General features: G+C 38.4%; 14 protein-coding genes. 8 read left to right on the forward strand and 6 right to left on the reverse strand.

Translation table 11 applies throughout. From position 1 onward, the window contains the following. The first annotated feature begins 20 nt into the window (after positions 1 to 20). Positions 21 to 1,799: an arylsulfatase gene (locus AC13EX_RS24750; protein ID WP_482894721.1), complete on the forward strand. Its 1,779-nt coding sequence runs from the start codon at positions 21 to 23 to the stop codon at positions 1,797 to 1,799. A 187-nt stretch (positions 1,800 to 1,986) separates the two neighbouring features. Here AC13EX_RS24750 and AC13EX_RS24755 read toward each other — a convergent pair whose 3' ends face one another. Then, the gene (locus AC13EX_RS24755) at positions 1,987 to 2,235 is read right to left on the reverse strand and encodes a hypothetical protein (protein WP_048643124.1); all 249 of its coding nucleotides are present in this window, start codon (positions 2,233 to 2,235) and stop codon (positions 1,987 to 1,989) included. Positions 2,236 to 2,937: 702 nt separating this feature from the next. Between AC13EX_RS24755 and AC13EX_RS24760 the strand changes: the two genes are divergently transcribed. From AC13EX_RS24760 to AC13EX_RS24770, 3 genes are read left to right on the forward strand one after another with little or no spacing between them, the layout of a single operon-like run. Beyond that, positions 2,938 to 6,036 (forward strand): SusC/RagA family TonB-linked outer membrane protein, encoded by a 3,099-nt coding sequence (locus AC13EX_RS24760; RefSeq protein ID WP_482894722.1) that lies wholly within the window; start codon positions 2,938 to 2,940, stop codon positions 6,034 to 6,036. Positions 6,037 to 6,045: 9 nt separating this feature from the next. Next, the gene (locus tag AC13EX_RS24765) at positions 6,046 to 7,479 is read left to right on the forward strand and encodes a RagB/SusD family nutrient uptake outer membrane protein (RefSeq protein WP_482894723.1); all 1,434 of its coding nucleotides are present in this window, start codon (positions 6,046 to 6,048) and stop codon (positions 7,477 to 7,479) included. After that, a complete protein-coding gene (locus AC13EX_RS24770) occupies positions 7,479 to 7,880 on the forward strand; it encodes a hypothetical protein (RefSeq protein ID WP_482894724.1) in 402 nt (133 codons plus the stop codon). Before AC13EX_RS24765 ends, AC13EX_RS24770 begins: the two co-directional genes overlap by 1 nt. A 94-nt stretch (positions 7,881 to 7,974) precedes the next feature. Here the strand turns inward: AC13EX_RS24770 and AC13EX_RS24775 are convergent, their stop codons facing one another. Further along, a complete protein-coding gene (locus tag AC13EX_RS24775) occupies positions 7,975 to 11,463 on the reverse strand; it encodes a VCBS repeat-containing protein (protein ID WP_482894725.1) in 3,489 nt (1,162 codons plus the stop codon). A 181-nt stretch (positions 11,464 to 11,644) separates the two neighbouring features. On the opposite strand from AC13EX_RS24775, the gene AC13EX_RS24780 reads away from it, so the two are divergent. The 4 genes from AC13EX_RS24780 (at position 11,645) to AC13EX_RS24795 (ending at position 17,762) form a co-directional block, all read left to right on the forward strand. Continuing rightward, on the forward strand, positions 11,645 to 12,964 hold the full coding sequence (locus AC13EX_RS24780; RefSeq protein WP_482894726.1) for a PQQ-dependent sugar dehydrogenase: 1,320 nt from the start codon (positions 11,645 to 11,647) through the stop codon (positions 12,962 to 12,964). A gap of 411 nt (positions 12,965 to 13,375) precedes the next feature. Continuing rightward, complete coding sequence (locus AC13EX_RS24785; RefSeq protein WP_482894727.1) at positions 13,376 to 14,185, forward strand: sugar phosphate isomerase/epimerase family protein; 810 nt, start codon at positions 13,376 to 13,378, stop codon at positions 14,183 to 14,185. A 291-nt stretch (positions 14,186 to 14,476) separates the two neighbouring features. Next, complete coding sequence (locus AC13EX_RS24790; RefSeq protein ID WP_482894728.1) at positions 14,477 to 17,275, forward strand: DUF6797 domain-containing protein; 2,799 nt, start codon at positions 14,477 to 14,479, stop codon at positions 17,273 to 17,275. A gap of 322 nt (positions 17,276 to 17,597) precedes the next feature. Beyond that, on the forward strand, positions 17,598 to 17,762 hold the full coding sequence (locus AC13EX_RS24795; protein WP_482894729.1) for a hypothetical protein: 165 nt from the start codon (positions 17,598 to 17,600) through the stop codon (positions 17,760 to 17,762). 70 nt (positions 17,763 to 17,832) lie between these two features. Here the strand turns inward: AC13EX_RS24795 and AC13EX_RS24800 are convergent, their stop codons facing one another. The 4 genes from AC13EX_RS24800 to AC13EX_RS24815 all read right to left on the reverse strand — a co-directional run bounded on the left by AC13EX_RS24800 (position 17,833) and on the right by AC13EX_RS24815 (position 26,067). Beyond that, positions 17,833 to 19,194, reverse strand: coding sequence for a sulfatase family protein (locus AC13EX_RS24800; RefSeq protein WP_482894730.1), 1,362 nt, complete (start codon positions 19,192 to 19,194; stop codon positions 17,833 to 17,835). Positions 19,195 to 19,267: 73 nt separating this feature from the next. After that, positions 19,268 to 20,809 (reverse strand): sulfatase family protein, encoded by a 1,542-nt coding sequence (locus AC13EX_RS24805; protein WP_482894731.1) that lies wholly within the window; start codon positions 20,807 to 20,809, stop codon positions 19,268 to 19,270. A 337-nt stretch (positions 20,810 to 21,146) separates the two neighbouring features. Then, positions 21,147 to 22,676, reverse strand: a complete 1,530-nt coding sequence (locus AC13EX_RS24810) for a RagB/SusD family nutrient uptake outer membrane protein (RefSeq protein ID WP_482894732.1) — start codon at positions 22,674 to 22,676, stop codon at positions 21,147 to 21,149. A gap of 19 nt (positions 22,677 to 22,695) precedes the next feature. Then, the gene (locus AC13EX_RS24815) at positions 22,696 to 26,067 is read right to left on the reverse strand and encodes a SusC/RagA family TonB-linked outer membrane protein (RefSeq protein WP_482894733.1); all 3,372 of its coding nucleotides are present in this window, start codon (positions 26,065 to 26,067) and stop codon (positions 22,696 to 22,698) included. Between the last annotated feature and the right edge of the window lie 116 nt (positions 26,068 to 26,183).

The raw sequence follows: 26,183 nt of genomic DNA on the forward strand, positions 1-26,183 counted from the left end.
TTGATAAACCCTATAAATAAATGAGAATTTTCAATACCTTTTGTTTTCTCTTCATTGTACTCATCAGTACTTCGGTGCATGCAAGTCTGGAGCAAACGAAAAAAGATCCACCCAATGTAATTTTAATAATTACAGATGACCAAGGCTATGGTGACTTTGGATTTACAGGGAACCCTCATGTAAAGACACCTGTGATCGATCAATTGGCAAAAGAAAGTGTTAGGCTAAATAATTTTTATGTTTCCCCAGTTTGCGCACCTACCAGGTCAAGTCTAATGACAGGCAGGTATTCCTTGCGTACAGGGGTCAGGGATACCTATAATGGTGGAGCAACCATGGCTACCGAAGAAATCACTCTGGCTGAAATGCTTAAAGATGCAGGCTATGAAACTGGAGCATTTGGAAAATGGCATTTGGGAGACAATTATCCTTTCCGTCCAGGTGATCAGGGTTTTGATGAATCGTTGATTCACCTTGCCGGAGGTATGGGGCAACCTGGAGATTTCACGACTTATTTTCAGAAAGACCGCAGTTATTTTGACCCTACGCTCTGGTCCAATGGCAAGCAGAAGTCATTTCAGGGTTATTGTTCAGATATATTTACCGATGAAGCGATTCGTTTTGTAGAAAATCATAGTCCGGAAAAACCATTTTTCTTGTATTTGGCTTTTAATGCGCCACACACTCCTTTGCAGGTGCCCGATGAATATTACCAAAAATACAAGGACATTGATCCGGCATCAGGCTTCGGGGGTAATGGAATGCCAATGCCTAAAATGAGTGAAAAAGACAAAGAAGATGCTAGAAAAGTCTATGCAATGGTTTCCAATATTGATGACAATATAGGGAAGCTAGTTCAGAAGTTGGAGGATATGGGCATCTCAGAGAATACCATCCTTATTTTTATGACAGACAATGGGCCGCAGCAGTTCAGGTATGTTGCTGGCATGAGAGGGAAGAAGGGGAACGTTTACCGTGGAGGAGTGCGGGTTCCGTTTCTTATCAAATTTCCCGATGGATTAAAACCAAACAAAGAGGTAAATGCTACCCTGGCGCATATTGATGTATTGCCTACTTTGGCTGAGTTATGTCAGGCAAAAGTACCTAATGACAGGGAAATAGATGGGCTTAGTTTTGTGGAATTATTAGAAGGGAAAAATAAAAATAAAGCGGCCTTTGAGGAGAGACCTTTGTTTTTTTACTGGACACGAAAGCTACCCGAATTGTATGAGAACATAGCCATTCAAAAAGGCCCATATAAATTGGTGGGGAATATTAGCTATGATGCTGCGCCAAAAGACTTCGAGTTGTTCCATTTGGAAAATGATCCCTACGAATTGGATAACATGGTAGCTAGCCATCCTGAGAAGGCAAAAGAACTAAAAAGAGCTATGGATCAAATGGTTGATGAGTTGACTAATTCACCAAACTTGATGAAGGACCATATGCCAATAATTGGAACAAAATATGAGAATCCACTAATATTGAATCGCAATGACGCTTCCGGACAAAGAGGCATCTGGACACAAGAAGATATTTATGGTTATTGGAATGTTGAAATTCTTGAGGGGAATTACAATATCCGGTATAAGTTTATTGAACCGCTGAAAAATGCAGGTAAAGTAATGCTGGAAACCAAAACACAAATCATCCAATCGCAAATGAATCAAATGCCTACCGATGTGATTGAATTGAAGAATGTTCATTTGAAGAATTACAAAGGCAGTGTTACGCCTCATTTTATGAATGGAGGAAAAAGTATTTTCCCTTTGTGGGTGGAATTTGAACGGATTGATTAAAAAGTATCAGGTTTGTTTGAAGCCCGAAATATTCAGGAGACACTCTATTACCTATTCCATCTAACTCATATAAATAATGGTTTTAATTAACCCCTTAATATGATTTTAAGGCACTAAATTCCTTCATAAAATCAAAAAAGGTCAGCATTTTAATGCTGACCTTTTTTGTACTATGTTTTATGCATTTCTAAGCATTGGCGCTTTGAGGTGCCCAATGGGAGCAGAGCATTCCAGGAGCCGCTTTCTGAGGATTGGCACAATCATCTGTTTCATACCTTAAGCAGGAATCACAGTTTCTATTGTCCTTTAATGCGGCCTTCATTTCGAAAGTATCACAGGTATAGCTATTATTGACTTTTACGCCATGAACTTTGCATACACCACTGGCATCTAAATTTTCACAGTTATTGCAGTTACTCGCTAATCTAATAGACATAATTTTCTGGTTTAAGTTTCAATATAAAAATACATTAATAGGTAGATAGAATCAATTTAAATAGCTGTAAACCAACTCTTTGTATTTAGACTTCTTAAGGATAAGTGGGAGAAAGACAATTGTTAGAGTGATATTTTTTAATGTAAGTCTTTGAATATTATCTGCATTACGATTTTTTGTGAATATTAAACGAGCAATTGGTCTTTTGATTTTTTAGAGTTAAATGAAATATTTCAATGGAGACATTCCCTCATTTCAATAGGATTGTAACTATCCATATTTTATGAAAATTCGAGGTTTAAAGATTAATCTTAGTAAGCGAGAACCTATCTGGATTAGCCAAACTAAATTCTATTGTTTAATTTTTCAAATGTGGATTTATGATTTAATAATATTTTAATAATATTATTTTAACGAATTAATTTGATGATTTGATAATTTTTCACAAAATTTATTATCCAATTTTTAATCGGTTTTAAATTTGATAGAAACTTAAGAAATTGGTTGGGTGGGATTGAGGCAAAGCCATTATAAAAAATGGATTTTCTTTTATCGACTCTTAAATAAATACATCGATTTTTTTTACATAATCCAGGAATTAGCAACAGGAGCCAATTGATAAAAAGAACTAGACTGTCTTATAAGCAGTTCAAATGATTGAGACTATAAATCCAAATAAAACTAACGTCTAATATACACCCTATGAAAAAAACTATTCCTAAAATGAGCATACATTCTATTATTTGGGTGTTTGCCCCACTTCTTTTTTTAGTAATTCTTGTTCGGCCTATTTCGGCCGCAGCAGTGGCACTAGAAAATATTGTTATGGCAGACCTTAAAGGTACTGTTGTGGATGAAACAGGAGCACCATTGCCAGGAGCTACCATTACCCTACAAGGAACTACCAAAGGTACAGTGTCAGATATTGATGGTAATTTCTCCATTGATGTACCGGAAAATGGCACCTTGGTGATATCCTTTATAGGGTATAAAACACAAGTTATCACAATTGGAAATGAAAGCATACTGAATGTGCAAATGGTTCAGGATGAATCCTCTCTCAATGAGGTATTGGTGGTAGGGTATGGTACACAGGAAAAACGAGATGTAACAGGTGCTGTATCTTCTATAAAAGGGGATAACCTGGAGAATTTACCAGTATCAGGTGCTGCACAGGCATTGCAAGGAAGGGCAGCGGGAGTCAATGTGGTAAGAAATGGTGGCGCACCTGGAAATCAGGGTTCTATTAGAATTAGAGGGACGGGAACGCTTAACAATGCAGACCCTTTAATTATCATAGATGGTGTTCCTGGCGGTAACCTTAATGACGTAAACCCAAATAATATAGCATCCATTGAGGTATTAAAAGATGCGTCTGCTTCCGCAATTTATGGAACAAGAGCGGCCAATGGCGTTGTGATTGTCACCACTAAACGTGGTGACTTCAACCAACCATTGAAAGTTGAGTTAAATGGTTACACCGGCATTTCCAATGCGATCAAGACCATCGATGTGTTGGATGCCCCGACATTGGCCAGCCTCAAAAGAGAGCGGTATACCAACGATGGATTAGCGATCAACCCCATTTGGGAAAATTCAGCTTACCAAACGCAAAAGACCAACTGGCAAGAGGAACTTCTTGGCCAAGGCACAACACAAAATGTGGATCTTACCCTTAGGGGAGGGAACAATAATTCTTCTTTTATGTTGGCGGGTGGATATTTTAAAGAAGAAGGGATGATCTCTAATTCTGACTTTAGACGTCTAAGCTTTAGAATAAATTCTGACCACAAGATCAGCGATAAGTTTAAGATAGGTCAGAACCTGCAGCTTGTTTCCGTCAATCAAAGGAGTCCTAATACCCTTTCGGCCCAAACGGGTGTCTTATGGAGCGCAATACGTTTCCATCCTGGCTTGCCTGTAATGAATCCAGATGGTTCTTATAGCTCCTCTCAAATATCTGGAGAATTTGGAGACATTAACAATCCTATTTTTACCCAAAATACCCAAGACAATAACAATACAAGCCACAAAATATTAGGCAATCTAAATGCCGAATATGAGCTAATGGAAGGGTTGAAATTTAGAGTTAATTTTGGTCTGGATGGCTTCATTAGTGATGGTTATAATTTCAATATTATTGTCAATGACCAGATAAGGGCCAGTTCTATAAATTCCCTTTCAAGAAGTTATAATGAATACTATTCAGTTTTGGCAGAATACTTTGTTTCTTATGATAAAGAATTCAATGATTTGCACAAATTTAATTTCGTAGGCGGCTATACTACTCAGACCTTTAATTCAGATGGATTCAGTGCCAGCAAAAGAGATTTTCTGGATGAATCATTTGACCAAAGGTTTTTAAGTGTGGGACAAACTTTGAATGGAATAGATGGAGGGAAATCGTATGATGCGCTTGCTTCCTATTTTGGTAGGGCTACTTACAATTATGATGAACGCTATTTGGTGACAGCCACTTTTAGAAGTGATGGGTCTTCAAAATTTGCACCAGGAAATCGCTGGGGGTATTTTCCTGCGTTTTCACTTGGTTGGAGAATCTCGGAAGAGGATTTCTTTCAAAATGTTGGCTTTATTTCCAATATGAAACTGACCGGTGGTTGGGGTAGCTTGGGCAATCAAAATGTTCCTGGTTTACAATATTTGGCCCTAATAAGTTCTGGAAGAAGGTATTCTTTTGGGGGCAATCAAACCGTAGGAGCCGCACAAACTAGAGTGCCAAACCTTGGGATTACCTGGGAAACAGCCCAAATGACAAATATTGGCTTGGATTTAGGGTTTTTAGACAATCGATTGCTAGCCAATTTCAATTACTTTATAAAAGACACCAAGGACATGCTTATAGCTCCTCCTACCATTGGATCCATAGGTACGGCACAGATACCCAACCAAAATCTTGGTGAGTTGAGAAATAAGGGACTCGAAGTGGAAGTTTTATTTAGAGAAACCCAAGGGAAACTTACCTATACCTTGAGTGGAAATGCTTCCTTTATTCAAAATGAAGTCACCAAATTGGTAGATGGTAATTTTATAGGTTCTAGATTATACGGCAGGTCTAGTCAGGAATTGTCAAGAACTTATGAGGGGTCACCAATAGCAAGTTTTTATGGGTGGAGAGCAGATGGATTATACCAAAGTTCCGAGGAAATTCAGAATGACCCTAACATTGCCAATGATCCACGAAAAACTGGCGGATTGATACAACCCGGGGATGTGAAGTTTCTGGATTTAAACAGTGACGGAATCATTGATGAGTCAGACAGGGAAATCATTGGAAATCCCCATCCTAAAGTGGTATATGGTTTAAATGCCCAGTTAGGATATGGCAATTTTGACCTAAGTTTATTTTTCCTTGGCAATGCTGGATTCGATATTTACAATGCTGACAGGATGCAAGGCATCGATCCAACTTACCCTTTCAATATGTATTCAGAGACCATCAATCGATGGAATGGTCAAGGAACAAGCAATGAAATACCTAGAATGACGACTAAAAGAGATAACCTAAACCATAGGACTTCTGACTTGTTTTTGGAAGATGGAGATTTTCTTAGGTTAAAAAATGTGGTGCTTGGTTATACTTTACCCACACCAATCACCGACAGAATTGGGATTTCAAAGGCCAGGTTTTATGTCACGGGACAAAATGTATTTGTCCTTACAGGCTACTCGGGAATGGATCCTGAGTTAGGGTATACAGATGGTAACCTGCAATTGAATGCAGATTATGCACAATATCCACAAGCCAGAAGCTGGACCATTGGTACAACGATAACTTTCTAATGTAAGAATATGAAAAATTCAATTCAACTTCTTTTTTTGCTGGTATTAATTACTACAGCTTGTGAAGACAATATACTCGATACTACGCCCTATGGACAATCTACTTCTTCACAGTTTTGGAGAAATGGAGAAGATGCAGTAGCGGCAGCGAATGCCATGTATGAGCCACTAGTGGTGGAAGACTTTTACGGACATGCTGAACACACCTTTGACATTCCTTCTGACGATCAGTTCAGGGCGGGAGATCATGGCGAGGACCAGGCAATAGAGTCTTTTACTTTTGATGCAGGTAATCCTCAATTGTATTATAGCTGGAGACACAAATATGAGGTAATCTCTAGGGCCAATGCCGTTTTAATAAATGTTCCAGATATCAACATGGATCAAACACTTAAAGACAGGACCTTAGGTGAAGCTTATTTTCTGAGAGGTTTTATGTATTGGAGGTTTGCTGTTATCTATGGCGGTGTACCTATAATTCTTGAGGAGGATGTCATCGCAAACAATTACAACAAACCCAGGTCATCATTGGAGGAAACCCATGCACAGATAGAGGCTGATTTATTAAAGGCTGCCGATCTTTTGCCCATTTCTCATGATGCGGATGATTTAGGTAGACCCAATAAAGGATCGGCCAATGGTTTGTTGGCCAAGTTGTACCTGTACCAGAAAGCCTTTGACAAAACCATTTCCTTCGGTCAGAAGGTTTTAGATGGTCCTTACCCATTAGCGGATAATTATCAGGACAATTTCCGTGTGGAAACGCAAAATAATCCTGAGGTATTGTTTTCTATACAAAGTTTGCAAGGATGGCAGGACAATACCCATATTATTTACACTACACCAAGACCTTGGGGTGGTTGGGATTTTCATGAACCTGTGCAGGATTTGATTGAAGAGTTTGAGGATGGAGATCCCAGACTGGATTATACAGTTTATAAACCTGGAGACATGGTAGATTTGGGTGGAGACAAGGGAGTGACAGAATACACCGCAGACCTTTCTTCTACAGGCTATCATTTTAGAAAATACTCTTCTTGGAATCCTCAGGGAGGGCTAAATATGAGCCACAATAATCCGATTTTAAGAACAGCAGATGTCTTGCTTATGGTGGCAGAAGCCAAAATAAGATCAGGTCAAAATGGAGATGCTGAAATCAATGCGGTCAGAGAAAGAGCAGACAGAACTGAACTTTCAAATGCCACTATGGAAGACCTGATCCATGAACGAAGAGTAGAATTAGCTGGGGAAAATCAGCGTCACCAAGATCTTATCCGTTGGGATAAAGACAATTTGGTGGATATTGTGGCCTTGTATAAAAAAGATCTGGGGCCATTAAAGCCACCGAGAAATTTTGAAAGGCCTAAACATTATCTTTTTGCCATTCCTCAAAGAGAAATTGATTTGAGTAACGGTGTGTTGAGCCAAAATCCCGGATATTAATGCTGAAAACAGGATTAATCTTTTGCTTAATTTTTGGTTTTACCCTTTCATGTGAGACCAGTTACGAACAAAAGATAATAGGTGAATGGAGATTGGATTCTGCTTATTATCACTATAACCAATTCAATTTCTCTAGCCATGGTTGGCACCAAGAGGAAACCTATAAATATTTACCCACTGGTGAGGCAATCACCAGTGCGGTAAATTCTTCTGTAAGTAACAAGTTTTCCATTGAGGACAAGCGTCTTAAGTATTTTGATAGTAATGGAAAGCTGGTAAATATCTATGATATATTATCCATTGATGGGAAAAATATGGTGCTAAGAACGGACAAAAAGCCAATTTTTAAAGGTAAAAACCAAAACAGATTTGAGGTGCGATACTTTTCCAAGATGAATTAGTGAATAATATTAACCAGGAATATTATAGGGTATTTAATCTATGCTAATCCTGTTAATAGGTTGATTTTTAGTAACTAAGGGGGTAAAAACTAAATTAAAGATGGTGCTCTTTTATTAGGGTACCATCTTTATCATAATAGATAACCTTTATAAGGTTTGGTTCAGGGTAAATATGGTTTGTATTTTGGCTTAAATATGCCGACCCTAAATAAAATTCCTTTGCCCTTAATCGACCATTTTTAAAGTAAAGCATGGCTTTTTTAGCTCCTGGTACCTCGGGCAAGGGAGTCCCCATTACTTTTTTTCCATGTAAATTGACCCATTGAGCAGGTTGGTTGTTTTTGCTGGCAATGTGAAATAGGCTCTTATTAGCATTTAGAAAAACAGATGCTACCGCCCTCACATCTCCACCCAGCCCAATTAATTGCTTTTTTACCCTTATTTTCTCATCCCCTTCAACTTCCATTAATAAACCGAAGGAGGCATCATAGGACCCAGTAATCACCTCAACTTGATGAAAATTGCCAGCCAAAAATATTTCCATCAATCCATCACCATCAAAATCACCTGTTTCAATGCCAAATACAGGTGAAATTTGGGCTATATTTGGCAATTCGATCCTTTCAAAACCTTTGTTTCCTCTATTTAAAAGGAGGGCTGTAGAAAAGGTATTAACAGTCAATGAGGTTTTAGTTTTTTCCAAGAAATCCTTTCCTAGGAGAGAGGACAGTTCAGCTTTTCCATAATTGTGGAAGTCGGGAAATTTCTTTTTTAATTTGGGGATTTGCTGGAATAGATCTTCTCTTGGGTGGATAGGAAATCTTTTCCCATTTTCAACAAAGGAAATGATTGATTCCAAGTTGCCATTCTTGTCAAAATCACCCCAATGGATCTTAAGAGGGCTTTCTACACTGGTTTTATACCTGCTATTTAAGCCGAGGTTCCCTACAATATAATCGGTCAATCCATCCTGATTTATGTCTGCTGCCGCAATACTGTTCCACCAGCCCGAACTTGCTTCTATTCCTGGTAGCCCTTCTTTCAAAACCAGTTTGCCCAATTGATTTTCAAAAAGAGTGATTTCCATCCATTCACCTACTAAGATCAAATCTGGCCAATTGTCCGCATTGTAATCAGTCCATAGTGCTGCTGTTACCATGCCTATATTCTTCAAACCAGGAGCCAGCTGATCAGCTACCTCTGTAAAATTACCATTTTCGTTTTGGAGCAATTGAGATGTCCCTGGTAATGGGTAGGAATTGGGTGTCAATCTACCACCGACGAAGAGGTCTATATCTCCATCTTTATCAAAATCAGCTCCCGTAACACAGGAGCCACTTGACGAAATATTTGGTAAGGCAGCCTGAGCTTTTTCATAATTACCCTGGCCATCATTAAAATACAATCGATCCTGATAGTGTGTTGATCCAGCTTTAAATTCATTTCCACCAGAAACTACATACAGGTCTAGGTCCCCATCTGAGTCTGCGTCAAAAAACAAAGCGCCCATGTCCTCAAAATTGCTATTGTCATCTGGAAGAGAGATTGTTTTAAATCCAGAATCCTGCAGTTGGGAAAATATCACTCCTGATTGTCCAAAAGCGCCACCGATAAAAAAATCATCCCTCTGATCCGCATTAATGTCCGCAACTGCTATTCCTGGTCCTAGTTGTGAATGTTTGTGAGGCAATAAGGGTTGTAGATTGAAATCAGCATAAAATTTTTCTTGATGATTAAAAGTGGGTAGTGTTTCTGTCAGGTCTTTTACTACTTCTTTTGGACGAAAATTGGAAGGTTTCTTTTCCATTTCCTTTTTTTCGAGAGTGATGACCTGCTTACCAGAAATATTGTACAATTGATTCACTTGTCCATCCGGCCATTGGATCAGTAGTGAATCAATTTGTGGCTTGTCTCCAAGTCCAAAATGTATGGTTTCGGTAACAGAAGAATGGTAGCCCCTTGTTAGATAATGTTCATAATATTGTACCTGGCCATTGGCATAAAGTTTTATTTTTGTTCCTAAGGCTTGTAAGTTCCCTTGGGCTCCTCGCAGTCGGATTTTTAAATACTGGTTTTTGGTGTTGCGTTGACCATTGTTTTTATAAATTAAAGCCTTGCTGTAGGTATTGTTGATGACAAGGTCCAATTGGCCATCATTGTTTAGGTCGGAAAATACCATGCCGCTGGAATACCCAGGTTTGTCGAAGCCCCAATCTATTGATACATCTTTAAATGTAAGGTCTTGGTTATTTTGAAACATGAAATTCCCAAGATAGGCGCCTTCCAATTCTTTTAGCTCTTCAAAAATTTCATTGCTGTTTAGTTGATGAAAATTTGACCTATAATCAACGAAGTCTCTATTGGTGATATCACGTGGGTAGCCATTGGTAATAAATAAATCTTTCCAACCATCATTGTCCCAATCAGCCCATAAGGGTGCCCAGCTCCAGTCTGTAGCATAAACTCCTGCCAAAAAGCTGATTTCAGAAAACTGAGGTAAATCTTCGTCATTAATTCCTCTGTTCAATTGAAGGGTATTGCGCATAAACTGGGGTTCATAGCCACTTTTAACTTCAGAAGTAAACCTGTCATGTCCCGTTTTGCCAAACATCAATTTTTGACGGTAATTTGTAGGAGGGAGCATGTCCACTTCTATAAGGTCTATTTTCCCATCATTGTTAAAATCAGCTACATCATTGCCCATTGCTGAATAACTGGTGTGTTGAAATACCTTTCCTGCCACATTTAAAAAAGTACCGTCTTTTTGGTTCAGGTACAAAATGTCATTGGAGAGGTAATCGTTGCTAACCATTATATCCGGCCAATTGTCTTCATTGAAATCAGCAATAGCCAAACCCAATCCATATCCCTCCAAGGTAATGCCACTTGCTTTTGAGACATCACTGAAAGTTCCGTCTCCATTGTTTTGGTAAAGCTTGTCGGTGTTTAGCATTTCACCGTTAATCCTCTTGGGACGAATAATATTTGGCCCTGTTTCATCAGTCATGTTATTCATCAGGTACATGTCTAGGTCTCCATCCCTGTCATAATCAAAAAAGGCAGCTTGGGTGCTAAACCCATTGTCTGCCAGGCCATAGTCTGCTGCTTTTTCAATAAACTTAAAATCCCCAACATTGATGTACAATGCGTTCTTTCTTTTTATCGCTCCATAGGGTCCTGAAAAACAGATGTAAATGTCCCTTAGGCCATCTTGATTGATATCAACAATGGCTATTCCAGTGGCCCATTTTCCCTCAGTAACTATCCCTGAACCTGGTGTTTTATTTTCAAACACAAATTCACCTTTATTGGCATAAATTTCACAATTCCCCATATTTGAGGTGAATACAAGATCATCTAGGCCATCATTGTCAAAATCTGCAGCAGCCACACCTGCTCCGTTATAAAAATATTCATAGGTAAGTATATTGAAAAATTCGTCCTCTAACAGTGTGTTTTCAAACTCAATGCCGGTATGAGAAATTGGTAAAGCTGTAAAACGGGCACTTTCTTGACATGAAATTAACCCCAATAGAATTACTATTAGGCAAGAGGTTGCAATAAGAGAGGGGCTGTTTTTCATTCACTAAATATTTGCATAAGCCGTTTACAATGAAGTAAAACTTCATTTTTTTAATGCCTAAATTTAATGATTAAGGCATGGTTTAGTTTGCTTTTTGACGGAAATATAAGGTACAATATTTGTAGCAACTGATGTTTAGCGTTATATTTAAATATTAACCACCTTAAAACCATAATTAAACATGAAATATTCAAATTTACTATTGGCTACTTTCCTTAGTAGTTGTCTGCTTTCGGGATGTAGCAGCCCTACAGAAACTGCTTCAGATGATCCTTACTTTATAGGAGATGAAGATAAAGGTGGATTGATTCTGGGTACTGGATTTCAGTCTTATGTTATTGCCGAGGATCTGGGAAGAGCCAGGCATTTGGCAGTTAGGGAAAATGGAGATATCTATGTTAACCTTCGGGAAGCAAATGACCAAGGCGGAATTGCCGCTTTAAGAGATACGGATGGAGATGGTAGGGCGGATGAAATCGAGTATTTCAGTGATTTTGGAGGTACTGGTATGGCCTTCTATGATGGAAACCTTTACGCTTCCAATGACAGCACCGTATTCAGGTATTCATTTATTGGAGACAATTTATTGCCTGAAAATGCAGAGGCTCCAGACACCATAGTTTCTGGTTTACCTGTACAAACATCCCATGCAGCCAAATCCTTCACTTTTGATGACAAAGGTTACCTCTATGTGAATATAGGTGCACCGTCCAATGCCTGTCAAGAACAAGATAGAACAAAAGGCTCACCAGCAATGGATCCATGTCCATTATTAGAAAGACATGGTGGGGTTTGGCGTTTTGATGCGTCAAAAATAGGCCAAACCCAAATGGAAGACGGCTATAGGTATTCTACAGGAATAAGAAACGCTGTTGCATTACAATTCAACCCCCTTGATGGACATGTGTATGCAGTGCAACATGGTCGTGACATGCTGAATGGTTTGTTTCCTGACATGTATACAACTGAAGAAAGCGTTGAACAACCGGCAGAAGAGATGTTCAGGTTAAGTGATGGGGCCGATTTTGGCTGGCCTTATTGTTATTTTGATGGAACGCAAAATAAGCGTTTGACGGCACCAGAATATGGAGGGGACAAGCAAAGTTCGGATAGATGTGAAGGGACTGTAGCCCCTGTTGCAACTTTCGAGGCCCATATGGCACCTAATGATCTATTGTTTTATACCGGAGATCAATTTCCGGAAAGTTATAAAGGAACGGCCCTTATTGCTTTTCATGGCTCGTGGAACAGAGCTCCTCTGGGACAAAAAGGGTACTTCGTGGCCATGCAACCTTTCGAGAATGGTGATCCTTCAGGAGAATATCAAATTCTTGCGGATGGCTTTGCCGGTGTAGATAAAATTGAAGCGCCAAGTGATGCGAAGCACAGGCCTACAGGTCTTGCTCTTGCTCCTGATGGTACGGTGATCATCTCTGATTCTGTGACAGGAAAAATCTGGCGTGTATTTTACAAAGAAGACAAGACCATGGCTTCAAAATAGTTGGAAGATGAATTTAAACCTTATTGCCTATTTCGGTTAAAAAATTAGCCTATATACTGAAGGGGACTGTTCTTAAGCACTCCCCTTTATTATGCACATTTCAATCTCATTAGCAAAAGGAATACATCAATTTTTTATCTACTCCTTAAACCCGAAATATGCAATAGACATTCTATTCCGTGCTGAAATCGCTTTAAAATCAGCCACTTCGTTGCTGTTTTCAATTTCACCATACCGGTGCTATGCTAAAATCTCCAAACAGACTGATTTTCTTGCGATTGGAACACTTCCCGTAAACACGGGACAGGCTATCACCCCTGACCATTGTCAGGGCGGAGAAATTCTATTACATAATCCGGGTTAAATCTATAAATTGGCCTCGGATTAGAAATGGAATTAACACCAATTAAAATGACTATTAAATTTTATGCCCCACTTTGGGGAAATACCCTCTCTTTTGAGTTGTTTTGTGAAAATGTCAAAGAAGCAGGGTACGATGGGGTGGAGATGGATCTTCCCTTGGAGAAAAAGCGAAGGGATAATTTACTGGCGATTCTTAAAGGTCATGAATTGGAGTTAATTGGTCAGTATTTTCAATCTTTTGAGACCAAGCCAAAAGCCCTTTTAGATGCTTATGAAAGGTACCTCAATCATTTAATAGCAGCGGCACCAGTTCTAATCAACTGTCAAACAGGAAAAGATTATTTTGATTTTGAGGACAATTTGCCACTTTTCCAACTGGCTGATAGGCTTTCAAAAGAGTCAGGTATTCCCATTACCCATGAAACACATCGTGGTAAGTGCTTGTATTCAGCACCTGTTGCCAAAAAGTATTTTGAAAACTTGCCTGACTTACGCATTTGCTTGGATATTTCCCATTGGTGCAATGTACATGAGTCCTTACTCGAGGACCAGAAAGAGGCGGTGGACCTGGCCATTTCAAGAACCGACCATATTCACAGCAGGGTAGGGCATGCAGAAGGACCACAGGTGAATGATCCTCGCGCTCCCGAATGGGAAGAGGCCTTGTCCGCTCACCTCAATTGGTGGGATAAGGTTGTGCAATTGCATAAGGCCAATAACAGGGATTTAACCATCAATACAGAGTTTGGCCCTTTTCCCTATATGCCGACACTTCCCTTTTCCGAAATACCCCTTTCCAACCAATGGGATATTAATGTTTATATGATGAATTTACTTAAGGACAGGTACAATAAATAGCCTAGTTTCTCTATTTATCCCAATCACTAAAAAACATCCCTAATATTTCTATGAAATATTATTTTTTGTAATTAAGGGTTTTGGGTGTAATTTCAACGCTGGATATCCAAAAGGTTAGACCGGTTTATATAAATACTGGGAAACTGAAAGATTCGAGTTGCAGGAATTGTACCCATTCCTGGTTTTGAAGTGGCGAAGAATAACTGATTTTAAGTCCTTTCAGTAGTTGTCTTCAGCCCAATAACTTAAATTTAATTTGAAAACCTATTAGTTAAATTGCATAACTTAGAAATGAAACACACTGATACTGTTGCCACGTATTTTTTTAAACGGCCGAAAACAAGGAATTTCTTCGGCACGCTATCCATAATATTATTAATGCTATCTGCCTGTGGTGAAGCTGAAAAGGAAAACTTGATAACTTCAGTAAATTTTGAAGAACAAAGTTTTGCCCCATTTGTGGAGCCTTCTTTTCCTTATATCACCACTTCCTTTGATGGCAGGGAGTTGGGAGCAGGTTTTCCTAAGAACAATATTTCTGGTCGCGTTTTGGCCATTAAATTAGGGAATGATGCTTATGCATGTTTCGATACGGATATGTTGCGTTGGTCGGTGGCTTGGACTGGAGAGTTTATGCCAATGGTAACCATGGCTCAGGTATCCTATGCTGATTTTCATAATAAAGGGAATCAAATCCCAAGAATAGGAGGAGTTCCTAAATTGGCTACTGGAGCTTACCCAGGTTGGTCCATTGGACAGGTGTCGGTAAAAGATCCAAGAAAACCATCACCTCACCCTGATAGTCCTGCTTGGGGTGCTATACCTGCTGAGATAGGGAGATATGGAGGCATTTACCCAGTAGAAGACAAAGTCATCCTTTCTTACACTGTAGGGAATACACTTGTTTATGAATTACCGGGAAGCCTTGTTCATGAGGGACTTCCCGTATTCAGCAGAAGATTTGCCATGGCAGCTTCTGATAAAAAGACATTCCTAATGGCTGCTGAGATCACCGATATCAGCGATGTAGAATTGGTTGACAATCAGATTTTGGTTTATCATGGGGAAAAAGTGACCGCCATGGGGTTAGCCAATGGTAGTGAAGGTGTGACGCTTTCCGTTGAAGACAATAGGTATTTGGTAGTGGAAGTTGCTGAACATGCCACTACGGTTGATTTTGAATTAATGCTTTGGAATGGGGCAGCTTCTGAAAAAGATAAATTTGCAGGAGTATTGGCTAATGAATTGTCTACTCTTCCAGATTTTGAAAACGGAACCACACCTTATTGGGAAGAAGAAGTGCTGACCAAAGGCCAGGTTTCGCCTGATACCGCAGCTTTTGTAACAGACCGATTGACCTTACCGGTTCCAAATCCTTGGAAACGAAATGTTAGAATGGTGGATGTTAGTTTTCTTAGTGATTCCGAGGCTGTCATGGTTACCTTTGAAGGGGATGTATGGAAAATAGCAGGCATAAATGAAGACTTGGATCGTTTGGTATGGACCAGAGTTGCCTCAGGACTCTATGAGCCGCAGAGTATAGAAGTTGTAAATGGTGAAATCTACGTATATGGTAAGGATGGAATCACCCGACTACATGACCTGAATGGTGATGGGGTGGCTGATTTTTATGAAAACTTCTCCAATATCATGGCACAATCCATAGAAACCCGTGAATGGGCCAGCGATATGGTGGCTGATCCAAAAGGAGGGTTTTATGTTGCCAAATTTGGTGCTTTGGATATGGGACCTGAAGCCTCTTCCCCTAAAGCCCTAATGGGTTTTAGATCAGCTTCAAATGATGATGGATCTATACTTAAAGTTTCCGCAGATGGTAGAAGTATTAGTCAGTTTGCTACTGGATTTAGAGGACCTTACCTAGGGATTCATCCTGAAAAAGGTTGGGTTACAGGTTCTGATCAACAAGGGCATTATATGCCTTCTACACCAATTATGTTGATTAGAGAGGGAGACTATTTTGGTGTTCCTGCCACAGCCCATAGAGATCCTATTCCTGAAACTACTCCTCCAATAACCTGGATTCCTCACGGTGCAGACCGTTCTGGAGTAGGTCAAATATGGGTTACGTCTGGTAAGATGGGTCCACTCAACGATCAAATGCTTCATTTGTCTTATGGCAGACCAGGATTGTTTTTGGTGAAAGTGGACAGTAGCTCTTCCATCGTACAAGGAGGAGCATCCGTGATTCCCGGCATTTTTCCGGCACCTACTATGAAGGGTACGGTTAACACTAAAGATGGTCTGGTTTATTTTGCAGGTTTCTCTCTATGGGGACACAATTCTGATGCTTTAAGTGCCTTTTTAAGATTGAGGTATACGGGTGAGGAAAGTTTATTGCCTGTAGATTATAAAGTCCGCGAAGGCGGGATATTATTAAGATTTGGTCAAGAATTAGATCAGGCTGCGGCCACAGATTTGGCAAGCTACCAAGTCAAAAGATGGAACTACTTGCGAACAGAAAAATATGGTTCAGGGCATTATCAATTGAATGGAGAAGTAGGTGAGGAAAATATGCCAGTATTGGCTGCACACCTGTCGGAAGACAAGAAAGCTATTTTTCTTGTAGTTCCAAATATTGACATTGTAATGCAAATGGAGGTAGCCTTTGACCTTAAAACAGAATCCGGAACTTCATGGACTGATAAGGTTTGGATGACTGTAAATGCAGTAAATGAAGCCAGTCTCAAGGCGGAGGGCTTTGGAAGTCTAAATCCTGCAGACCTGATCGAAAACTTTGATCCTACCTTGGTGGCAGGTAAAGAAGAAGGAAAAGCGGATGCGATCAAAGGAAAAGAAATATTCCTGAAGTACGGATGTATTGCCTGTCACGCGATTGACGACAATGTAGCGGGCAAAATAGGTCCAAGTGTAAAAGGACTGTATGGCGCCAAAAGAGAATTTAAAGATGGTACTACTGCCACTGCAGACGATGCCTATATCAAAGAGTCTATCATTGATCCGGGTGCGAAAGTAGTAAAAGGCAGAGAAGGGGAGATGCCTTCTTTCTTGGGATTGCTTTCCGATAAGGACATTGAGTCAGTTATCTTGTATTTTAAAACCTTAAAATAAATTGGTAAAGATTAGCTAAAACAGTTTGCGAAAAGCAAGTCTAGCATTTAGGATTTATCTAATTGGGAAAAACGCACATAATTAACTATGAGCGTTTTTTTTATGATAAATTTAGTAGCTCCATTACTTTTAGTAGTTTGTTGATTATCAATCGGTTCTTTAGAATAAAAAGACCTTAATTCCATAGCATTATAATTTAAAAGATTAAAGTAATAATGTGAATTGGAAGTAAAAATTGATATGAGGCCATTGTTCTACTTAATATTCCTTTGTTTGCCAACTTTAATTTTAAGTTGCCAATCTTAATAAAAATGTGGGGCTGATGCGGGACATGACCGGCACCATTTACAATCCGGAAATGCCTCCTTATGTAGGCCATTTTGAGGGAACTCGTTTGGTAATAGACCATGTAGAAAAATACAAGGCCCCTACAATGGTAAGTTCCGATTTCACTGGTGATACTGCCTTTGCTTTTAATGAGAAATAGTGTTTATAGAGCCAATGATTACTATTGTTCTTAACGCATAATATTGTCTAATGGATATTCCATTTTGGGTTTAAGGAATCAGTTTTTCATCTCCCACCAAATCCCTCCATTCTTGATAATACCCCTTCAATTTCACCAAGATTGATTCATATCCATAATTGTCTATTAGGTTATTCAATTCATAGGGATCATCGGATAAATTGAATAATAATTCATCGTTAATGTCGGTGATAATATATTTCCATTCTGGTGATCTTATCATTCGGTGACCTGTTCCAACCTTACCACCAACGCCTACGCTTTCACTGGCTATAAAATCATTTATGCTGACTGAGGGATCCTTTAGAATAGGCAAAACGGATTTTCCATGTAAATATTCTGGAATAGGTAACCCAGCTATATTTAGAATAGTAGGAAGTAGATCTGTACTAGATACTAATGCTTCAGATTCATGCACATCTATTTTGAGTTGGTCCCAATAGATAAACATGGGTATCCGAACGGACTCTTCATGCATAGTCAATTTATTTCCCAAGCCATGATTTCCTAGTAAATAGCCATTGTCCGAAAGAAAAATGAACACTGTATTATCCATATGTCCACCATCCTTTAACTGATTAATAAAATATCCAATTTGAAAATCAAGATGGGTAATGGTCGCATAATAGGCTTTTGTAAATTCTGAAATAACCTCTGTTGACCGTGGAGGTCCAGCCGGTAAATTTTTATAGTTATTTGTGTAATCTGAATCCCTGTAATAATGCTCACCAGGTAAACCTTGGTTAAATACGCTCTCTTGCTCCGGGGTGGTAAGGAAATTCTTTTCAATTGAGATATTTTCCAATGGATAAAGTTCTAACCATTCCTGCGCCGGTTTCAATGGGACGTGAGGTTGTCTTGGAGCTAACCAGATAAAGAAGGGTTGCTCGCCAAAATCCTCCTTTTCAATAAAGTTTGACACCTCTTTAAAGGCTATTTCATCATCAAAACTGTTGGACTCGTATCCGAATCTAAAGCCATAATCCTGCGGATTTCCTAAATGCGATTTGCCACTAAAATACGTGGTATAGCCTTCATCTTGTAAGAATTCTGCCATAGTGTTGTATTTATTTTCATTCACTATGTTATTAATAAAAGAATTTCTATCCAATGCTACTGTTCCATTGGTCTGTGGGTATAATCCAGTAAAAACGCTAGCCCTACTTGCCGCACAAACAGGTGTCGAAGTAAAGGCTTTATTGAAAATTAATCCTTTCTTTGCTAAGTTATCCAGGTTTGGTGTCAACACTTCCGAATTATTGTATCCTATGGCCCTGTAGGTTTGATCATCGGTGAAAATGACAACAAAATTGGGTTTGCTGTTTTCTTTTTGCCCAAAAACTATGGTTGAACAGCCAAATAAAACAAGTAGGAAGATGGAGAATTTTAACATAATGGAAAAGAAGGTTGCGAATATAAATGAATATCACCCAAATTATAAAACTATTATAATCTGGGTGAATTTACTATTTAGAAGTTTCCACAGATTTACTTTCCTCTGGAGGCTCGCAATAGGCAACAAATTTTTGTTCGATACTCCATGACGCTGGCACATTGCCAGCCAAAGGATGAGTTTTTTCAAAAATTCCGAGTAATTTCACTTGTAATTCTTGCATAATTTCTTGGTAATCGGGGTTATTGGAAAGATTTGTCGTTTCCTTCGGATCTTCCTCTACATTATACAAATGATGGGTAATACCCGCTGGACCAAAACCTGTTGCATATCCCATTCCTAAATCATTTTTACCTGTGGAAAAAATATATTTCCATTTATTAGTCCGAATCATAGCTTTATTATCGGGTAAAAACTCTGAGAATACGTAATCACGGTGTTTGTCCGTTTTTTCGGTTAGAAGGGGTACCAAACTTTTTCCGTGAATATTATTCAGCGGTTTTTCTCCTAATGCCTCAATAATTGTGGGGAATAAGTCAACAAACTCTGTCAGTTCAGATTGAATTTTTCCTTCCCCAAAAGCCTTCCCTCCTTGAATGATCAAAGGGGCTTTGACTGCTTCTTCCCACATCATGTGTTTTTCAAAGCGTTTGTGATCATTTAATAAATAGCCATGATCTCCTACATAGATTACTAATGTACTCTCTTTTAGCCCAGCTTTTTCCAAAGCATTCAAAACGAGCCCTACATTTTTGTCTAGGTATTCAACTGAAGTATAGTAAGAAGAAATGATTCCCTTTTTTTCTTCATCTGTTAATTCTTTAAACACTTCGGGAATCCAACGGTCATCCTCTTGGCTTCCACTTGGAAGGGGCATATTCTCAGGATTGTACTTGTTGGCATATTCAATGGGGAAGTTAAATGGGGAATGGGGTTCTTCAAACCCAAGCCATAAGCAAAAGCGGTCATTTTGATTGCTTTGTATAAATTCAATTGCTTTTTTTGCATAAAAAGTTCCTACATCTTCTTCGTCATAATAAGTAGAGGGTAATGCATCTGCATTTAGCCAAATGTTTGCTGGATCTTTAAATGGTTTCCACTTCGGTCTGGATTTTATTTCATCTGCAGGCTTTCTGGGAGGATTAGTCTTGATAAAATCCAGATAGTCCTTCTTTTGTATTTTATTTTCAAACCCATGATTAGATGAACTATTAAAATGATTTTTTCCAATGATTGCGGTTTTATAACCCAGTGGAGTTAAATAGTCCGCGATAGATATTTGTTCTTCAGGAAATGGAGTTGATAGTAAAGAAACCCCTGATGCATGCGGGTATTTCCCAGTAATCATTGATTGCCTTGAAGGGGAACATACAGGAGAGTTGACGTAAGCGTTACTAAATAAAACCCCATTTTTTGCCATTTCATCTAAGTTTGGTGTTTTTACAATTTTATTACCGTAAGCCCCTAATACTTTGGTACTATGATCATCTCCAATGATGAATACAACATTTCGGAACCTTTCGAAATTGTTTTCAGTATTATTTTCTGCTTTTTGTTGAGGTGAATTACAGGCATTCACCATTATTATTATTAGAATAGGAATATATATTTTCATTCTTTATTAGGTTAAGTCAACTACAATTTATTTTTAAGATATTTCCATGTTAGAATTTTGTTTAATTTCAAATGAAAATTTCTCTTAAGTATTCAATATTCCACACTTCTTTTTCTTATAGGAAAAATTTAATTTATGATAAATTAGTGATATATTTCCTTTAAGCTATCCAAACACTTAGTATGAATTTAGATTCCTATTTTACCATAAACTCCAATTAAAGACTTAAGGAAAACTTTCCTTAAGTCTTTAATTATAGGGTTGAATACCAAGGAATTCAATTTGTGAATAATAGTATTGATTTGAAATTGAATAGGTTAATTCTTTATGATGAAGACTAATAGCCAGGGTTTTGTTCAAGATTACCTATTAGGATTTCTCTTTGTGGAATTGGGAAAAGCAATCGGTTTTGGGTTACATTATAGCTTACATCCCTCAGGATTGGATGTAAAGCTTTCATGTTTTCTCCATGCTGATTCATTACTTCAATGGCACGTCCAGTCCTAACCAAATCTAACCACCTTTTATTTTCAAAAGCAAATTCTATACGTCTTTCATGAAGGATTATATCTTGTAATTCATCCTGATTTACTACACTAGAAGATGGCAAACCAGCTCTTGTCCTAACCCTATTTAAATGAACCAATGCTTCGGCAGCTTTACCTTGTTCATTGAGGGCTTCTGCAAGTAGTAAAAGTGCATCTGAGAATCTGTAAATCGGAAAATTGTCGTCAGTGTTATTTTCAACACTATGAGGATGCAAGTATTTTTTAATAAATGCATAGGAGCGTTTTTCTTCTGGTGTAATGTAATTAAGAGGACTGGTAACTTTTTCTATTACCATTGCACCAACCGGTCCAGTACCTTCAATAATTCCAATTGAAGCTTCTAATCGAGTGTCACCTTCTTCATAACTATCGATCATTTCCTGGGTAGGAGTATTCCAACCTCCAGCATTTCTGTTTTGGGATTGGATTCCTGTAATTAAACTTACATCAGCTGATAAAGGTAGAAATGGATACAAAAAATTACTATTTTGTCCTTGATTTCCTTCTTGGTATTGAATCTCGAAGATTGATTCTTTACTATTTTTGTTACTTAGGTCGAAAACAGACCCGTAGTCTGGTAGTAACTCATAGTCCATTGTCAAAATAGGTTTTAAGGCTAATTCAGCATCTGAAAATTTTTTTTGCGCCATATAAACATCAGCAAGTAAAACTTGACCAGAACCCTTTGTTGCGCGTCCATTTTGAGGGAAAGTCACTTCTGGTAGAAGTTGTATTGCATCTGATAAGTCCGATTCAATTGCAAAGTAAACTTCAGAAGTATTCGACCTTGGTAAATAGGCTTGAGTTGCCCCTTCAACTGCTTCGAGATGCAAGGAAACCCCTCCAAAGAATCTGACCAATTCAAAATACAACAAAGCCCTAATGAATTTAGACTCCCCTATTATTCGATCTTTCACTTGTTGGCTAAAGTCGGCCCCTTCAATTTTATCTAAAATCTGATTCACTCTAGCGATTCCAATATAACATGAGTTGTATTTACTGGAAATATAACTACTGGAATTGTCGTCCAAAAACCCAGCTGTATCTTCCCTTTCCAAATTAGAAACGCCGCGATTTAAATTGTTATATTCATAATGGGTATTGTCGGATCTCATTTCTCCCATTACCCAAGATGCAATGGAACCTTTTGCATCTCTGACAGAAGCATAGGCACCTATTAACGCTTGCTCAAACTGAGATTGTGTTTTGTAAAAATTTGCTGTAGTAACTGAGGCTTGTGGAGCTATTTCAATAAAGTCGTTTGAACATGAATGCAAACCAAAACAAAAGATAATATATATATAAATTAAGTTTTTCATGATTATGTTTTTTTAGGGATCAAAAATTAAGATTTAAACCTAATGCTATGGTTCTAGGTACAGGATAGGCGGTTCCATCAAAACCCAACTCTAGACTGCTTAATCCTCTTAAACTTGCCTCTGGGTTACCATAGGGATAATTAGTAATAACAAGCGCTTGTTGGACACTTACATACACCCTTGCTTTAGTGAAATAATTTTTGATATTTGGTAATGTGTAACCAAAGGTTAAATTCTTGACCGTGAGATAGGAAGCATCATGAATCCATTTACTACTGGTAAATCTCCCAAATGCAGTTGTACCTGAACGAGTGGACGCATGAAACCCTGCACCAGGATTTTCTTCAGAACGCCAACGATCTTTTACTTCTGTAATTACATTGAAATTACCGTCTAATAAGGTGTTCCATCCTCTAAAAGCAAAGATTTCTCCTCCATAAGCCCCTGACATAACAATATTTAAGTCGAAGTTTTTATAATTAAAGCTATTGTTAAATCCGAAAGTGAATTTTGGATTTGGGTTTCCTAGAAAGGTTTTGTCTTCACTATTAATTATGCCATCATCATTTAAATCTTTCATTTTGGTTGTTCCCACAGCTGAAGTTATGTGTTTAGCACTAGAGTCAAACTCCTCCTGAGTCATGTAAATTCCATCAAATACATAACCATAAAATAAAGGCATTTGTCTTCCAACCTCTGTTTTCCAATAAGAAGAAAAACCTTGTTCACCAATTCCGCCAATTGGTGTATTGTTAGTCCCTAATTGAATTACTTTATTTCGGTTAAAGGAAATATTAAAATCCGTATTCCATTTAAAATTTTCAGTTAACAGTTTATGACCTATAGAAAACTCATAGCCCCATATATTTATTTCTCCAATGTTAGATTGTATATTGGGAAAACCAGCTGCATAAGGAATATCAACTTGATATAGCATATTATCAGTGGTTTTGTTGTAATAATCAAATGTTGTATAGATCCTATCTCCTAAAAAACTTATATCAAGACCTATATCCATTCCTCTTGTGGTTTCCCAAGTTAGTAGAGAGTTTCCAATAGATACGGGGCTTCTACCTTGAGCAATACTATTTCCAATGACATAGTTTGTTGAAGATATATTTCCAAACTGTCGGTAATTCCCAATGTTAAAATTACCAGCATAGCCATATTCAGCCCTTAGTTTTAAATAGCTAAATGTAGTCGAGTTACTAAGGAAAGGCTCATCAGAAATGATCCAACCTGCTGAGGCTGCAGGAAAGGATCCCCATTGATTTTCACCACCAAATCTTGACGATCCGTCTCTTCTTATTGAAGCAGATAGTAAATATTTACCTTTGTAATTGTAATTGACTCTGCTGAAAAGAGATAAAAGAGACCATTCACCCACGTTACTACTTCCATTTTTTATTGCTGCAGCGTCTATCCATTGCACATCATCATCAGGGAAGTCAATACCTGTGAGTATTGTGTTTTCTTGAGAGAATTTTTGGGCTGAATACCCCACTAAAGCATCTATGTTGTGGTCTACATCAATAGTCCTATTGTAGTTAAGGGTGTTTTCAGTTAACCAAGAGTAGTAAAATTCGGTAGCATATTCTGCACGAGCTCTATTTGTAGGTGCATTTCCCGAAACACCATAAGTGGAGGGTTGAAACAATCTTCTGTTACTACCAAGAATATCCAATGAAATAGAACTTTTGAAGGTGAAGTTCTCCATGAAATTTAATTCTGCAAAAGCATTGGTTAATAACCTAGTAGATTTAATACGGTTAGTGGATTCCATTAAATTTCTATACCAATTAGGTTGAGTGAAGATACCTGGCCCAGAATAACTATCTACCAAAGTGCCATCTTCATTGGTGTCAAAGGGTGAGAAAATTGGGGGAGTAGATGAAGCTGCCATTACAATTGCACTACCTGAATGTCCATCTGTATTAAAATTTTGACTTCTTTGAAAGGTAGGTGCTAGGTTTACTCCGATTCTGAAATTTTCATTGAATTGATATTCATTATTGGATCGCAAGGAAAACCTTTCAAAATCTGTGTTTAAAACGGCCCCTTCTTCTTTAAAATATCCTGCGGTGGTTGAGGTACTAAAGTTGTCTTTGCCTGAGGCAATGTTTAGGTTATAACTGGCTACGGAACCATCTCTTAAGATGACATCTGACCAATCTGTACTTATCCCGTTATACTGTTCTGGATTCTGATACAGCTCAGGAATGCCTCCGGTATAACCTTCATATTTAATTTTATCCTCATATATTTCCTTCTGAAATTGGAGAAATTCTTTGGCATCCATAAATTCACTTCTTCCTTGTTGAGGAATTTGGTTGATGCCATAACTTGCTGAAAACTGTATTGTAGTTTCTCCTTTTTTCGCTCTTTTAGTAGTGATTAAAACTACTCCATTCGCTGCCCTCGATCCATATAGTGAGGCAGCAGAAGCTCCCTTTAGAACCGAAAATGTTTCGATTTCATTGGGGTTGATATTGTTAATGTCTCCTACAATAGGAAATCCATCGACAACATATAAAGGGTCATTCCCAGCGTTAATTGATGATGCACCTCTTATACGAATGGCCATACCTCCACCTGGAGTTCCAGAAGCCTGATTTATTTGAACTCCTGGAATCCTACCATGTAGTTTTTGTGCAAACTGTCCCACAGGTTGGTCTTCTAGTTGACCCGCTTCCAAAATGGCGATTGATCCTGTAACTTCTCTTTGTTTCTGGGTACCATATCCTATAACCACCACTTCATCTAACGATGACATGTCTTCAGTTAGCGTGATATTGATAATGCTCTGGTCTCCCACAGCCTTACTTTGGGATTCAAAGCCGATAAATGAAAAGACAAGTGTGGTGCCTTCAGGAACCGAAATGGAATATTTACCATCCAGATCTGTTGCTGTACCTATGGAGGTGCCAGGTACCGATACTGTTACCCCTGGAATAGGTTGCCCGTTGCTATCTACCACAGTACCACTTACGGTAACATCCACCATTATCACAGGCGAAGGTTCTTTTGCCTCTGCAAGGCGGACACTTATTTTGTCATCCACTTGTTTGAACCTCAGGCCATGTGCTTTAGCCAGGTCCACTAAAATACTTTCAAGGGATTGGCCATCGGCCTTTATGTTTACTGCTCTGGTTTTATTAAAAACTTTTTTATCATAAATAAATGAAAAATCAGTTTTTGATTTAATTTCAGAGAAAACTTCGGGAAAGGATGCTTCTTTCAGACTGATGCTCAGGTAAACTTCTTTCATGTCTAGAGAACCCTGGGCATTGATCGGAGCAGCATAGAGCAGGTTTATAAACAACAGTTGTAAAGCAATTCCATATAGGTAGTATTTACCAATCATACATAGGGCATGTAGCGTTTTTTTCATAAATTTGGGTGTTTTATTGTTAATTAATTATTGCAGTGAAACGATGGCAAATAGTTAGAGCCTGAGAAACTTTCCTATCTGCCGGAGAAGGCCCATGTATACATTGGCCTTCTCCA

It is taken from the genome of Cyclobacterium sp. L-R (genome assembly GCF_056859355.1).

Coding starts and splice junctions, on each gene's coding strand:
- AC13EX_RS24750 (WP_482894721.1), top strand. CDS start 21: ATGAGAATTTTCAATACCTTTTGTTTTCTCTTCATTGTACTCATCAGT.
- AC13EX_RS24755 (WP_048643124.1), bottom strand. CDS start 2,235: ATGTCTATTAGATTAGCGAGTAACTGCAATAACTGTGAAAATTTAGAT.
- AC13EX_RS24760 (WP_482894722.1), top strand. CDS start 2,938: ATGAAAAAAACTATTCCTAAAATGAGCATACATTCTATTATTTGGGTG.
- AC13EX_RS24765 (WP_482894723.1), top strand. CDS start 6,046: ATGAAAAATTCAATTCAACTTCTTTTTTTGCTGGTATTAATTACTACA.
- AC13EX_RS24770 (WP_482894724.1), top strand. CDS start 7,479: ATGCTGAAAACAGGATTAATCTTTTGCTTAATTTTTGGTTTTACCCTT.
- AC13EX_RS24775 (WP_482894725.1), bottom strand. CDS start 11,463: ATGAAAAACAGCCCCTCTCTTATTGCAACCTCTTGCCTAATAGTAATT.
- AC13EX_RS24780 (WP_482894726.1), top strand. CDS start 11,645: ATGAAATATTCAAATTTACTATTGGCTACTTTCCTTAGTAGTTGTCTG.
- AC13EX_RS24785 (WP_482894727.1), top strand. CDS start 13,376: ATGACTATTAAATTTTATGCCCCACTTTGGGGAAATACCCTCTCTTTT.
- AC13EX_RS24790 (WP_482894728.1), top strand. CDS start 14,477: ATGAAACACACTGATACTGTTGCCACGTATTTTTTTAAACGGCCGAAA.
- AC13EX_RS24795 (WP_482894729.1), top strand. CDS start 17,598: ATGCGGGACATGACCGGCACCATTTACAATCCGGAAATGCCTCCTTAT.
- AC13EX_RS24800 (WP_482894730.1), bottom strand. CDS start 19,194: ATGTTAAAATTCTCCATCTTCCTACTTGTTTTATTTGGCTGTTCAACC.
- AC13EX_RS24805 (WP_482894731.1), bottom strand. CDS start 20,809: ATGAAAATATATATTCCTATTCTAATAATAATAATGGTGAATGCCTGT.
- AC13EX_RS24810 (WP_482894732.1), bottom strand. CDS start 22,676: ATGAAAAACTTAATTTATATATATATTATCTTTTGTTTTGGTTTGCAT.
- AC13EX_RS24815 (WP_482894733.1), bottom strand. CDS start 26,067: ATGAAAAAAACGCTACATGCCCTATGTATGATTGGTAAATACTACCTA.